The following is a 15,731-nucleotide window of genomic DNA, read 5'->3' on the forward strand; positions in this document are numbered from 1 at the left end:
GAAGATTTTTATGAAAGAAGCCCGTCATATTAGAAAAAAAGTACTTTCTGACATAGAAAGCGGCAACATTTCTTTGGAAGAAGGAGTAAAGCGGATACAGCAGCTTGGTTCTCATTCCGCAGGGGGTAACGGACAGGCGATATATTATCAGACGGTCTGGCAGCGGACAGATCTCAGCATTCATGTAAAAGGCGGCCGACGTGAGGGCAGCCTTTTATTATTTGATAAAAATGAAGATGTGAGTAAAGAACTTGCTGCATTGCATGATACAAGGGTTATCTTGGTTAAGCCGGGGAAAGAGTTTCGAAAAACCGGGGACGGTGTATTTGAAATCGACCCCCGCTCTGAAAGAGATTACATAAACCTGTTAGGATGGCTTATAGAAGAAGAGAAGTCAGATATACGGGAAGCGGTGCATTTGTGGTCAGACATGCCGTTTGAAAAGACAGAGAGAGCGATTCGTGAACAATGCGACAGCGGAGTCTATTCTTTGTTTTTATTACAACAGGCGCTCTTCAAAAATAACTGCCGCAAACCGATCAAACTGTTATATGGATATTTTTCACATCTTTCTGGAGAACAGCCTCTTTACGCGGCGGCAAGCGGATTTTTGCGGACATTGCAGCTGGAAAATCCGTTAATCTCAGCAAAAAGCATTGAGATGGAGCAGTCAATAGCAGCTGTTCACGCAGCTGATATCATACGCAATGAGCTGAGTGATTTCCAGCCTTCAGATGTAGAGATTCGTTATAAAGACATGCAGCGTTATGTCAAACAGCTCAAAACGTATGAACCCGAAAAAAATTCCGGAAGCGGAGATGTGCCGCTGAGAGAAAATGGAGTATATATTATCGCAGGAGGCGCGGGCGGATTAGGATTTACCTTTGCGGAATATTTGGCTTTTCAAACAAAATGCTGCCTTGTTTTAACGGGGAGATCTCCGCTTTCAGATCATATAAGAAAAAAGCTGAGACGATTAGAGGATGCCGGTTCTTCAGCTGTTTATGTTCAGGCTGATATTACCAATAAGGAAGAAGCCGAATATGTAGTCAAAAAAGCCAAAACTTCTTATGGAAAAGTAAACGGGGTCATTCAGGGCGCGGGAATCATCCGTGACTCTTTCCTTCTTAACAAGTCACGAGAGGAATTTGATCAGGTAATCAGACCGAAAGTATTGGGTACGATGTGGCTGAATGATGCTGTTGAGAAAGAAAATCCTGACTTTTTCATTTGCTTCTCCTCTACTTCCGCAGTGTTGGGAAATGTCGGGCAATCTGATTACGCGTTCGGAAACAGTTATATGGATCATTTCATGAATATGCGTTCTGCCCAGGATTCTGATACGATTTCTCTCTCTCTGAACTGGCCGCTGTGGAAAGAAGTCGGCATGCAAGTGGATGAGCGCACGGTAGAGACAATGAAAAAGGCGGGTTTTTATCCTTTAGAAAAAGAGGAAGGTAAAGAAGCGTTTGCAGTCGCATTGTCCTCCGGTTTTTCGCAATTTACTGTATTTTACGGAGATGAGCAAATTGACAATCATGTTCAGCAATTATATGAACGAAAAGACAATATTCAGGCAGATGAAGGAACAGGGAGAAATATCGAATCATTTGATTCAGAGAAACTGAAAGCTGAAACATCTGATTTCATCATAAAAGTGATTGCTGCAGAATTCAGGATGCCTGCGGACAAAATAGATGCAGAAGAGGCATTGGAAAAATACGGACTTGATTCCGTTATGATTATCAATATGACGAATGAGCTTGAAAAACATTTCGGCGCGCTCTCAAAAACGCTGTTATTCGAATATCAGACTGCGGCAGAATTGTCACAGTATTTCGTTGAGGAGCACAGGGATACTCTTCTTCATAAACTCCGGTTAGGAGAAAACGGGAGCAGCACCCCATCACAGAAGAAAAAAGATCATGAACAGACAGCCGATGTTAACGGGAAACAGAAAATCCAGATGAAAAATCAGGTGCAGCAGGAGAAGTATCATGACAATGATATCGCGATTATCGGTATCAGCGGACGTTACCCGATGGCAAATGATCTTGATACTCTGTGGGAAAACTTATTGAACGGTAAGGACTGTATAACTGAGATACCTGAGGATCGGTGGGATTCGGGGCTGCACTATCAGCCTGCGGCGGGCGACGAAGTAAAAAACCAAAGCAAATGGGGGGGATTTATTGACGATGTGTATCATTTTGATCCGTTGTTCTTTAATATTTCTCCTGCCGAAGCTGAATTAATTGATCCGCAGGAGAGACTGTTTTTAGAGACGGTTTGGCACACCATAGAAGATGCGGGGTACGCAAAGAAAACGCTTGAAAGAAAAAACGTCGGTGTTTTTGCAGGGGTTATGTACGGCCAATATCAGCTGTACAGCGTTGGTCACGAAGCGGCCGTTTCTTCCTCATATGCATCAATCGCCAACCGGGTATCGTACTTTTTTAATTTCAGCGGGCCAAGTATTGCTTTGGACACGATGTGTTCCTCATCATTAACGGCTGTTCATTTTGCCTGTGAAAGTTTAATCAGGAATGAATGTGAAATTGCAATTGCAGGAGGCGTCAATTTATCCATTCATCCTCATAAATATGAACTCCTGACTCAAGGCGGATTTTTATCCAGTGATGGCCGGTGCAGAAGCTTCGGTTCAGGAGGGGACGGCTATGTGCCGGGAGAAGGGACAGGTGCCGTGCTGCTGAAACCTGTAAAAAAGGCTATTGCGGACGGTGATCAGATTTATTCAGTTATTAAGGCAACAGCCATCAACCACGGTGCTAAGACGAATGGATATACCGTGCCAAATCCCAAAGCTCAAAGTGAGGTCATTACGAGAGCCTTAAAAAAAGGATTTATTGATCCAAAAAGCATCAGCTATATAGAAGCTCACGGAACAGGCACCGCCTTAGGGGATCCGATTGAAATCACCGGTCTGACCAGAGCATTTTCAGGTGCCGAACGCGATAAGAAAACATGCGCGATCGGGTCGATTAAATCAAATATCGGACATCTTGAGGCTGCTGCAGGCATAGCGGGCATTACGAAAGTTATTCTTCAAATGAAACATAAAACGATTGTTCCGTCACTGACTCATTCTGCTGAATTGAATGAAAATATACCGTTTCAAAAAACACCTTTTTATGTACCGGACAGTGCCGAAAAATGGGAGTCATCCGTTCCCAGGCGTGCCGGAATCAGTTCTTTCGGGGCAGGAGGAGCTAATGCCCATGTTATTTTAGAAGAATTTGCGGATGAAGCTATCTCTCCTCTCGCGGCTGAAGAACCTGAACAGCTTTTATTTGTTTTTTCTGCAAAAAATGCCGACAGGCTGGCAGAGTATGCAAGACGCGCAAAAGAACATATAGCAGCCAGAGATTATTCATTAGAAACACTTAGAAATACAGCATTTACTTTACAAACCGGCAGAGAAGAAATGCCGCACAGATTGGCTGTTATTGCCTCCACAAGAGATGAATTGCTTAAAAGACTGACAGACTATATTTTCGGAAACGCGACGGATCATATTTTTACAAGCGGCAAAGACACAACAGAAGCTCAAAGGATGAATAAAGTTGAAATTGAAGAAGCAGCCGCAAACAGGGATCTTTTGAAGATTGCTGAATACTGGGTTGGCGGTAACGGGGTTGATTGGCCGTCACTTTATAAAGATGCCACTCTGAGACGGGTATCAGCACCCGGATATCCATTTGCCAAAGAGCTGTGCAGAATAGATGCGCAAAATATGGGAAGCCGCCGGATGAACGTTAATAACGATCTGCATCCTTACATTTCATGCAATATATCTGATTTTAAAGCACAGAAGTTTCTTATCAATGTAAGCGATACCGGTTTGTATATAAAAACAAAGTATCAAGACAAGGAAATGTTTCCGTTTCTCAGCCAGATTGAAATGGCGAGAGCTGCCGGAGCGATGGCTTCAGGGAATCCGATTATTAAATTAACAGAGCTCTCCTTTAGAGAACCGATGTTACAAAGCGGAAGCAATGAGCAGATCCGGATTGTATTAACCCCGGATAATCAGGGTGCATCGTATTCTATAGAAAAACAGAGCGACTCATCCATTTATTCCTCAGGGCGGCTCGAATTAGAAGGCGGGGCGTACGAGAACGGAAATGTTCATCTTGAGCCGTTTCTGTCTCAGCGCGCAGACCGCATACCGTACGAAGCGTTTTATCAGCGGCTTGCCGAATTCGGATACAGCTGCAGTGACAGTCTGAAAGCGGCAGAGTACTGCGTCAGCAGGAACGGACAGGTACTTTTAAAAATAAAAGCAAAGGCCGGGCCGAAAGGGTGCATAATCAAACCGGAAGTTATTGAGAGCGTATATCAAGCCGTCATATACCTTGCGGGGGAAAATGCCGGAGAGCTCCCGGAAAACATTAAAGAATGTACGATTTTTGATCATGAGACTGAACCCGTTTATGTATATGCAGAACAAACTGGAGAAAGCGATTCGGCTTATGATGTGTATGTATTAGACAATGCCGGCGGGATTTTGATGGAACTGAGCGGGCTGGTTTTTGGCGAAAAGCCTAATAAAAATGTACGTTTTTATGAGCATAAGTGGAATCAAAAAAACCCTCTGATTGAAATCAAAGATAGGGAGCCAAAAACAATTCTGGTCTTTGCAAAAGATGAAGTATTGGCTGGAGCTCTGAAAAATCAATCAGACAGCCGTGTCATTCTCGTCACGCCGGATCAGCGGCAGACCGATCAGGACCTGCTGACATTCTATGTAAACCCGGAAGTGACGTCAGATTACATTCGTTTATTCGAAGAATTAGAGAAAAAGGGGTTTTCTCCTGATGTCATCTTGCACACGGGAGAAACATTTTACGCGGGTGACCACCTTCTTAGCGGCCTGGAATCAATTTTTTATTTATTAAAAGCCCTGAGCGCCCGCAGTGACGCCTCTCTTTATCTTCATTCTTTGCTTCTTGTTCACTCTTTTAAAGAAGGCGTGAATGATCCGTATACGGGCGCTCTTGCAGGCTGTTTAAAAACGGCAAATATGTTGGTGCCATCCGCAGAGAATGTGAAGTCAATCGGTTTTTCAGAACGTATATCAATTGAAAAAATGGCTGAATTTTGTCTTAACGAAATGGTTTCAGTCATGGAACGGCAGGCGGAAGAAGTTAAATATATAAAGAACAAGAGGTATGTTAAGACATTAAAGGAGTATGTGTTCAATCATACAGAGCACTCTCATCAGCTGAAACAGGAAGGGATTTACCTCATAACGGGCGGTTTGGGCGGTCTGGGCCTGATTTTCGCAAAATATTTGGCCTCTCAATATCAAGCAAAATTAGTATTGACGGGAAGGTCACCGTTAACTGCTGATAAACGCCATAACATTGACCGGCTGCAGGCGCTTGGAGGAGATGCGGTATATTATCAAGCTGATGCCGCAGATCAAAAGACGATGGGGCGGGTCATAGAAGAAACGAAACGGACTTGGGGCTCCATTCAAGGCGTTATTCATTCAGCTGGTCATGCCGATGATCGGTTATTTACAGAGATGAATCTGGCTGATTTTTCAGATGGCATGACTGCTAAAATTGAAGGCACGGTATGTTTAGATGAATTAACGAAAGATGAGCCGCTTGATTTCTTTATCGTATTTTCTTCTATTTCTTCGGTCTTCGGAGATTTTGGACAGGTTAACTATGCGTTGGGCAATTATTTTCAAGATCAATATATAAATTGGAGATCCGAACAGAGCCGCCGGCAAGAGAGACAAGGCAAGAGCATTTCGATTAACTGGCCGTTGTGGCGTAAAGGCGGAATGCATTTAAACAAAGAAGCTGAAGAAGCATATCTTTCCGCATCCGGGTTTGATTATTTGGAAACGGAAGAAGGGATAGCGGCTTTTGAGACGATTTTGGCAAGTGACTGTCCGCAAATTTCGGTTGTTACCGGGGATGCCGAAACGACACCAGCAAGAAAAGATCTGCCGCATCAAAAAGTAAATACGCTTCCGGTTCGTCAAGAGGAAATTTCTTATACAGCACCGGCTTATACAGACAATGTCCTGGAAGAACTGAAGCAAATGGTATCGGAATTATTGAAAATTAACATTGAACAGCTGGATACGGCAGAGAATTTCGGCAATCTCGGCTTTGATTCTATCAGTTTGAAAACATTAGCTGTCCGACTGAATAAAAAATACAAACTTAAGCTGACACCTGCCGTTTTCTTTACTTACAGCCATATTAAGTCTCTTTCAGAATTTCTAAACAGTGAACTGCGTACTGTTGCAAAAGGGAATACAGATGCAGAAAAAAACATTTCTGAAAAAAGGAAAGTAGTGCACGCTGGGGAAACCACCGGGAAAACCGTGAAGCCGCCGCGAAGTTTTCCGTTTGAAAAAAAGACAACAAGACAGGCTGACCATCATCCAGAGAAGCAGCCAGTTGCCATTATCGGGATGAGTTGTGTTTTTCCGGGATCAAAAAATGCAGATGAGTTTTGGATCAATTTAATCAATGAAAAAGATTTGATTCAGGAAATTCCCCCGGATCGCTGGGATTGGAAAAAATACGCCGAAGGCAAAGGAAGCAGCGAAGTACATTCGAAATGGGGCGGCTTTATCACAGATGCCGATAAATTCGATGAGGCGTTTTTCAATATTAATCCGCGGGAAGCAGAACTCATGGATCCTCAGCACAGAATTTATTTGCAGGAAACCTGGAAAGCGATAGAAGATGCGGGTTACAAAGCTTCAAAGCTGTCTGGCAAAAATATCGGGGTGTTTACGGGCATTCAATTTAATGATTACCGCCAGCTGCTGATGAGGCATTCGGACGGGGCGCACGCGTTTGCGGGAACCGGAAACAGCCAGGCGCTCATCAGCAATCGTGTATCCCACTATTTTAATTTCAGAGGTCCGAGTGAGTCCATTGATACAGCCTGCTCAAGCAGTCTTGTAGCAATCCACAGAGCTGTGCGCTCGATTCAAAATGGTGAAAGTGAGCTGGCGGTAGCAGGCGGGGTTTCGCTGCTCTTAGATCCAGTCACGCATATGTATACTGATAAACTCGGTATTTTGTCTAGGGACGGCCGGTGTAAGACGTTTGATAAACTTGCCGACGGTTATGTCCGCGGTGAAGGTGCAGCTGTTCTGTTATTGAAACCATTGCAAGCGGCAATGAATGACAGAGACAATATTTACGGGGTCCTGAGAGGAACTGGAGAAAATCACGGAGGAAGATCTGCTTCATTGACCGCTCCGAACCCGGAAGCTCAGGCAGAACTGTTAACGTCTGTTTACAAAAATGCCGATATTCCTGTTGATACGATATCTTACATTGAAGCACACGGAACCGGGACAGAACTGGGAGATCCGATTGAGATTGAAGGCTTGAAAAAAGCGTTTGGATCTTTTGAGCCGCGTTCAGGAAAGAATCATGATCAATATTGCGGCATCGGTTCAGTAAAAACGAATATCGGTCATTTAGAGCCCGCCTCTGGAATGCCGGGGCTGATTAAAGTATTACTATCCATGAAGTATAAAACACTGCCTGCCACACTACATGTCAAGGAACTGAACCCTTACATTCAATTAAGCGGAACACCGTTTCATATTGTCAATAAAACTATGAAGTGGGCCAGATTAAAAGATCGAAAAGGAAATGAAATTCCGCGCCGTGCCGGAGTCAGTTCCTTTGGATTCGGCGGGGCAAATGCTCATGTCATCGTGGAAGAATTTGAATACGGACAAGATAAAGCAGTAACTGGCGAGCGGGAACAAATCATTGTTCTATCGGCCAAAACAAAGGAAAGACTGATGGTTAAAGCCAAAGAGTTAACAACGTTTTTACATGAAGAACTATCAGTTCAATTCAGTCAGCAAGAGGTACAGGAACGTGATTTGCAAGAGGCGGTTCGGGAAGCGGCAGCGGGTATCCTGCGTTTAGATACCGCAGATATAGATGCAAAGACACCTCTATCGGAATTCGGATTTGATCCGTTGGCTTATTCCGAATTAATCTCTTTTATAAACCAAATGTACGACACAGAAATATCACTTGACATATTTCAGGAATTAAAGACACTGAGCGAGCTGTGCCGCTATATCAGCAGCATCCGGAATCGATCAGCTGATAAACCGTATAACAGCAATTTTAGAGAAAAGTCCGGATTCGGTCTTGAAGAAATAGCATATACGCTGCAAACTGGAAGGGAACCATTTGAATGCCGCCTTGCGATCACTTGCTCGAATACAGGTGATCTTCTTGAAAAATTAAACGGTTACATTCAGGGGAGCAGGCTGCAAGGTGTTTATGAAGGAAATGTAACGGATTTTGATAGTCTGTACGCTCCTTTATTCGGCGGCCCCGAAGGTCATGCATATGTTCAATCACTAATTCAGCAAAACAAGCCGGCCAAACTGGCTCAGTTGTGGACGATTGGTTGTGAAATCAGCTGGGAAGACTTGTATGAGGAGGAACTCAAACCGGTTAAACTGTCTCTTCCTCTTTATCCTTTCAGCAAGAACAGACATTGGATTCATTTAAATAAAGATGAAGCGCAGAAGGCTGAGGCTTTCTCGAACACTGAGCTTCACAACTCAAATAAAGATTCAGCAGATGGAGAAATCATGTCGCTTCTTGAAAAAGCACAAACAGGTGAGATGAATACGAAAGAGACGTCAGAGCTGATAGAGGAGTTGCTTTTCCATGAATGAAAAAACGATGCAAATTGAGCAAATCGTGAAAAAGGTGAAAGAATGCAGCCTGACGCCTGAAGAAGGGCTGGAATTAATTAAGAGCTTGGGGACAACCCATCTATATGAAATGGTATGGGATAGACATGAATTTAAAGGCAGTAAAAAATTCCCGCATACGAAAGAGCCAATTTTATTTTTTTGCGAAGACGACAGCATGTATACCGTAATGAAGAGACAGCTTGAAGGTTATGAGGCGCCTTTCATTTACGTGACTTCCGGCGAGCGTTTCGAAGATTGCCGGAACGGTCGTTTTACAATGAACTTTGCAAAAGGTGAGGATTATGATGCGTTATGCGGGGTTCTGCGTTCTCAAAATATAAGACCCCGCCATATTATTCATTTTTTGGCTGCCGGGCTCTTCAAAAATACAGAAGATGCAATGAGAAAGCAGCTCAATAAAAGTCTGTATTCCTTGTTTCAAATGTTTCAGGCCTTCATGGCGAACAAACTTTGTCCGAAAGCAGAAATTTTGTATCTGTATGAAAATGCCGAGGGCGAGGTTCAGCCGATTTATAACGCGGTTGAAAGTTTTCTTAAGACCGTACAGGCCGAAAATCCGAATTTCACATGTAAGGCTGCAGAGCTGAAATCAATGTTTGACGAGCCGTTTACAAAGCAGCATATTGCAGATGTCATCTCTTTTGAATGGAACAACCAATGTAAAACGGACCACTTTACCTGCTATGAGCCGAGGCATTATTATAAAAGGCAGCTTCAAAGAGTAAAAAAAGAAGATGGGGAGAAACATAGTTTCAGTGTAAAAAAGAACGGTGTGTATTTAATTACGGGAGGAGCCGGCGGTCTCGGGTATCTGTTTGCTGAATATCTGGCGAAACAGGCAGAAGTCAAGCTGATATTAACCGGGCGTTCCCCGGCCTCCCGTGAAACGGCGCAAAAATTGAGCGCTCTTGAAAATCTCGGCGCTGAAGCCTTATATGTCCCGGCAGATATTTCAAAGGAAAAAGAGACGGACGCTTTGATTAAGCACATTAAGCAGACATTCGGAGAATTAAACGGAATTTTGCACAGTGCCGGACTTGTTAAGGATGCATTTATCATAAAAAAAACGAAAGAAAGCATAGAAGAAGTTATAGCGCCTAAAGTATTCGGAACCGTTTGGCTGGATAAAGCAGCTGAAGAAGAGCCTCTAGATTTCTTCGTTATGTTTTCATCCCTTTCGGCCGTTCTGCCTAATGCGGGTCAAAGCGACTACGCCTTCGCTAACGGATGTATGGACGGATTCACCCAGTATCGAAGCATTAAGGGACGTCCCGGGAAAACACTTTCTATTAATTGGCCGTTATGGGATGCGGGCAATATGACAGTCGGGCCGGGAGAGCTGCAGGCTTTAAGACATGCAGGGCTGGAACTTTTATCCGTCCAAGCAGGGCTTGCCGCTTTTCAGGACAGTATGAGCCGCTCTGCTTCTCAGCTGGCTGTTATCAGCGGAGACAAAGATAGAATAAGTGAATTACTCTCAACTGACCATAAAAAGATAGAGACTGTGCCTGAAAACAACAGTAACCTGCCGCAATTACATGAAAAAGATCTGAAAAAGCAAACGGTCCGTCTTTTGACAGAGATCGTCGGAGCGGAAACGGGAAGACCGGCGGACAGTATTTTACCCGAGGATACGTTTGACCGTTACGGAATTGATTCTCTAACGATTTTAGGTCTTAACTCCCGTCTGGAAAAATATTTTGGAAGAGTGTCTAAGACTCTTTTCTTTGAATACAGCAGTGTTGAAGAGCTGTCAGAGTATTTTCTTGAACACTATCAGCATGAGTTGCAGAAGGCGTTTTTACCGGCAGCCGAACAGCGAATTGATCATTCGGCTCCGGCGAAACGGGAGAAGCTTTCCGTTTCCCGCATACCATCCGCACCTTCCGAGGAAGATATTGCGATTATCGGTATAGCCGGCCGCTACCCGATGGCGAAGGATGTGGAAGAGTTTTGGGAAAATATTTCTTCCGGAAAAGATTGTATAACGGAAATACCGAAAGAGCGCTGGGATTTTCGGAAATATTATCACACAGGTGACAATGCCCGTCATGACAGCAAATGGGGAGGTTTTATAAAAGACGCTGATAAATTCGATCCGCTGTTCTTCTCAATTTCGCCTCGTGATGCCGAGTTAATTGATCCTCAGGAACGGTTATTTTTAGAGACGGCATGGCACACGTTTGAAGATGCGGGTTACACAAAGAAAAAGTTGAAACGGCATAAGACAGGTGTATTTGTCGGTGTCACCTACAGCCACTATCAGTTATTTGCAGCCGGTGCTTCAGATGATGAGGAACGTCAGGCGCTCTTGTCTTCTTATTCGTCTATCGCAAACCGGGTGTCATATTTCTTTGACCTGCACGGACCCAGCCTTGCAATTGATACAATGTGTTCTTCTTCACTTTCTGCTGTTCATTTTGCATGTGAAAGTATAAAAAGAGGAGAATCCACCCTCGCTATTGCCGGAGGCGTGAATTTATCTTTACACCCGGATAAATATACTTTACTTTCCCAAAATCATTTTGTTTCAAGCGATGGGCGCTGCAGAAGCTTTGGAGCGGGAGGAGACGGATATGTGCCGGGAGAAGGAGTCGGGGCCGTTCTTTTGAAATCGCTTTCTGCCGCGAAGGCTGACGGGGACAGGATTTACGGTGTGATTAAGGGAACATCTGTAAATCACGGCGGAAAAACAAACGGATACACTGTGCCAAATCCGGGCGAGCAGGCAAACGTCATCAGTGAAACTCTTGATAAGGCGGGGATTGATGCAGACAGCATTAGTTATATTGAAGCGCATGGCACCGGGACATCTTTGGGAGACCCGATTGAAATTTCAGGTTTAACCAAAGCTTTGCACAGCTCGAAAAGCGATTATCGTTGTGCAATTGGTTCGGTTAAGTCAAATATCGGACACCTAGAAGCTGCGGCGGGAATTGCTTCTATTACAAAAGTGCTGATGCAAATGAAGTATAAACAGCTTGCTCCTTCCCTTCATTCCGATAACTTAAATCCTAATATTGATTTTGAGGAAACACCGTTTTACGTGCAGTCTGAACTGACCGATTGGGAGACGCCGCAAAATCAAGCCAGAAGGTCAGGCATCAGTTCTTTCGGCGCTGGAGGATCTAATGCCCACATTATCATCGAAGAGTATAAGAATGAAGAAAAGATGGAAACGGTAAAGAGCAACAGGACGCAAATTATTCTGCTTTCTGCCAAAAATGAAGAACGGCTCAGACTCTTGATTGATGCATATATAAAAGAACTGGAGCCAAAAACGTCACTAGCTGATGCCGCGTACACCTCGCAGACCGGGAGAAACGCTATGGAAGAGCGGCTCGCTGTTGAGGTTAGCAGCATTGACGATCTTCGCAATAAGCTGACGATGTATTTGCGGTCAGATCATAAGTTAAACGGTTTATATAGGGGAAAGGCCCGCCGAGGCGCTGGTCAAAAGAATGCCCTGTCAGCCGCCCGCTTTAAAAGTGCAAGAGAAATGGCCATTCACTGGGTGAACGGAGGAGACGTTCAATGGGAAGAGATGTACACTGCGGAATTACCGAAGCTTGTCTCTCTTCCTGCATATCCTTTTGAACGGAACAGATATTGGGTGCCTGCCGCAAAAGCTGCACAGAAACAGAAAAAAACAGGTGTACCGCAAAGTCTGCCACACGCACCGACTGACTTATCATTTGATGTATTAAAAAAATCGTGGAAAAAACAAAAGGCTGCGCCTTCCGCTTTTACGAAAGGACAGGTGATGATCCTGGCTAATAGTGAAAGTGAGCGGCTTGCATTCGAATTGTTTGATTCAGATCCTCTGATTGAATCCGCTGTCATTTGTGCAGATAACTGGGATCATTCGGATGGAGAAGCCAAAAAAACGGCTCTAGCAGTCATAGAAGAAAATCCGGAAATCATCGGCATGATTGACCTGTCAGATTTGCGGAGTGATCAAAACGGGGCACGCACCGGCACAATCGGGAAGCTGACACTGCTGCAGGAAATCATAAAGACACGTAAACAGCTTTTCGTTTTACATGTGACCAGAGGGCTGCAGACATTTCTGAATGACAAGCCGTCGTTAGCCGGAGCCGAAACAGCCGGACTATATAAAATGCTGAGTGCGGAGTATCAAAAGATAAAATCAAAAACAATAGATGTAGACGGTCATGTCGGGACTGCGGCGGAATTGAGACAGGTAATCACAGATGAAGCTTACGCTGACGGGCTGTATAGTGAAATCTGCTACCGGAACGGTGAACGTTATATTCCATACGTCGAGAAATTACATGCAGCGGAAATAAACCGGAAACTATCCGGTCTGCCAGTATGCCGTACGGATCAAACCCTGATTATTACAGGGGGAACAAGAGGGATCGGAGCAGAACTTGCCAGACATTATGCCGGCAAGGGAGTCAAAAAACTTGTGTTGATGGGAGTAACCGACCTTCCGGAATCTGATAAAATAGCCGGCATGTTAAAAGACACCGATGAAAAGTCACCTCTTTATTCGAAATTACAACTGCTGCATGAGTTGGATCAAAAGGGAGTTCAGGTGGAAGTGTATTCCGGGCCGCTCACGGAAAAAGAAACATTACAACGCTTCTTTTCAAAGGTGAGACTGAAGTTCGGCAAAATCGGCGGGGTGATTCATTGCGCTGGTGCAGCCAATCATTCGAATCCGGCTTTTATTCATAAATCTGATCAAGAAATAAGAGAAGTATTTGAGCCAAAGGTACAGGGGATGCAGGTACTTCATGACATTTTTATTGATGACAAACTTGATTTCTTCATTTTGTTTTCATCTGTTGCGAGCGCCTTTCCTTTATTAGGCGCCGGAACAAGTGACTATGCCGCAGCGAACGCTTTTATGGATTATTTTGCGGCGTATCAGCATGCAGCCGGCAGAACGTATTATCAATCAATTAACTGGCCGAGCTGGAAGGACATTGGGATGGGCGAGGTGACAAGTCCATCATATCAGGCACTTGGTTTACTTTCACATTCAACAGAAACAGGTATTGCCATGCTGGATGAAATGATGACGATAAACGGATACCCATGCCTTATACCGGCAAAGACACATCCGGAGAAGTTCATGCTGCAGCAGCTGCTCCAGACAAGAATTCAAGCTGCTAAAAATAACCCGGATGCTGAGGAAAAAGTGATTTCTGGTCAGAGAGACAATGAAGCTATAATCAGGAAGTTAATGGAGATTTTTTCCGCGGAGCTGAAAATACCTTACGGGAATTTAGATCAGGATACGTCTTTTGCGGATTACGGAGTTGATTCAATCTTACTGGTTCAGCTTGTCAAAAAAGCGGAAGCTGCATTTCAAATAAAAATTGAACCATCAGCTTTTCTGGAGTATCCGAGTTTTTCACAACTGGGCGTCTATTTAAACGAATTATTTGCAAGTGAGGGGATCAGTCCTCAAATTGATTCAGAAAACATTGAGGTTCGGAAAAAAGAGCAACATATAAATCAAAATGCTTCCGAAGTACGGGACAGCGGATCTCAAATACAACAAACCAGTCTGAACCAGATCGCTATTATCGGAATGGGCTGTGAGTTTCCGGATGCTCCGGACACAGAAACGTTCTGGACAAACTTGAAGAAAGGACAAAATAGTGTCCGCGAAGTCCCGGCGTCGCGATGGGATATTTCTTCATACTACTCTGACACCTATGAAAAGGGAAAAAGTATCAGTAAGTGGGGCGGATTTCTTCAAGATATTGAGTCTTTCGATCCCGCGTTTTTTAATATGAACAAAAGTGAGGCATCAGAGCTTGATCCGTTAATCAAAAAATGCCTTGAGGTCAGCGTCCAGACATTGAGAGACGGCGGCTATACAAAAGAAGAAGTATCAAACAAAGAAGTCGGCGTCTTCATCGGTTCGCGGACCGGGACGTTTATGTCCAAAATAGGTTCCCCTTCAAAAAATACGATCGTGGGTATAGGACAAAATTTCATAGGCGCGCATATCTCACACTTTTTTAATCTGAAAGGACCGAATCTGGTTGTAGACACGGCTTGTTCTTCTTCATTGGTCAGCGTCCATCTCGCTTGTCAAAGCCTGATGTCAAAAGAGTCAGATATGGCGATTGCGGGCGGAGTTGACATTTTGCTGGATCAAAAGCCTTACGTCATGCTGAGTGAGGCTCGGGCGCTTTCACCTGAAGGAAAATGTCATACATTTGATGAGAAGGCAGATGGCTTTGTACCGGGAGAGGGATGCGGCGCAGTCCTTTTGAAAAGACTTGATGACGCCCTTGCCGAAGGTGACAGAATTTACGCGGTAATTGACTCATCCGCGGTTAATAATGACGGACAGACAATGGGAATGACAACACCTAATCCGAAAGCGCAAAGCGCAGTGATAAAAAAAGCCCTGAAAAAAGGCGGAATCGATGCAGATACTCTCAGTTATGTCGAGACGCATGGCACCGGTACGATGATAGGAGATCCGATTGAATTAAAAGCGCTGACAGAAGTGTTCCGGGAGGTTACGGAAGAAAGGCAATTTTGCGGAGTAGGCAGCGTAAAAACGAATTTCGGACATTTAATGAGCGCAGCGGGGATAGCGAGTATTATAAAGGTTGCCTTATCCATAAAAAATCAGATGCTCCCGCCGACATTACATTGTAAAACGCCAAATCCGCGTTTTAAATTTGATCAGTCGCCATTCTTTCCGAACACGTCTTTAAAAGAATGGCGTCCCAGAAAAGGGGTTTTGAGAGCCGGAATCAGTTCTTTTGGATTCGGGGGCACGAACGCACATATGATATTGAGCGACAGCCATCTCACATTAGGATATGGAGAGACAAAAAGACACCCGCTTTCTCCGATTATATTCAATAAGGAACAATGCTGGATCGACAATGGAGAAACTCCAGAAAAGGAAGAGTCAGAATTGCTGATTCCTTTACTTGATTTCAAAGAATTATAAAGAAAAGAAAAGGAA

Annotated in this window: 2 protein-coding genes; both read left to right on the forward strand. The window is 44.2% G+C overall.

Annotated features, from left to right (window positions below; translation table 11 throughout):
* Positions 1 to 10: 10 nt before the first annotated feature.
* The gene (locus NYE28_RS07410) at positions 11 to 8,719 is read left to right on the forward strand and encodes a type I polyketide synthase (protein WP_160223451.1); all 8,709 of its coding nucleotides are present in this window, start codon (positions 11 to 13) and stop codon (positions 8,717 to 8,719) included.
* Positions 8,712 to 15,716, forward strand: coding sequence for an SDR family NAD(P)-dependent oxidoreductase (locus NYE28_RS07415; RefSeq protein ID WP_342490345.1), 7,005 nt, complete (start codon positions 8,712 to 8,714; stop codon positions 15,714 to 15,716). Before NYE28_RS07410 ends, NYE28_RS07415 begins: the two co-directional genes overlap by 8 nt.
* The last annotated feature ends 15 nt before the right edge of the window (positions 15,717 to 15,731 follow it).

Source organism: Bacillus sp. FSL R5-0443, assembly GCF_038608285.1.
GTDB classification, from domain to species: Bacteria; Bacillota; Bacilli; order Bacillales; family Bacillaceae; genus Bacillus; species Bacillus velezensis.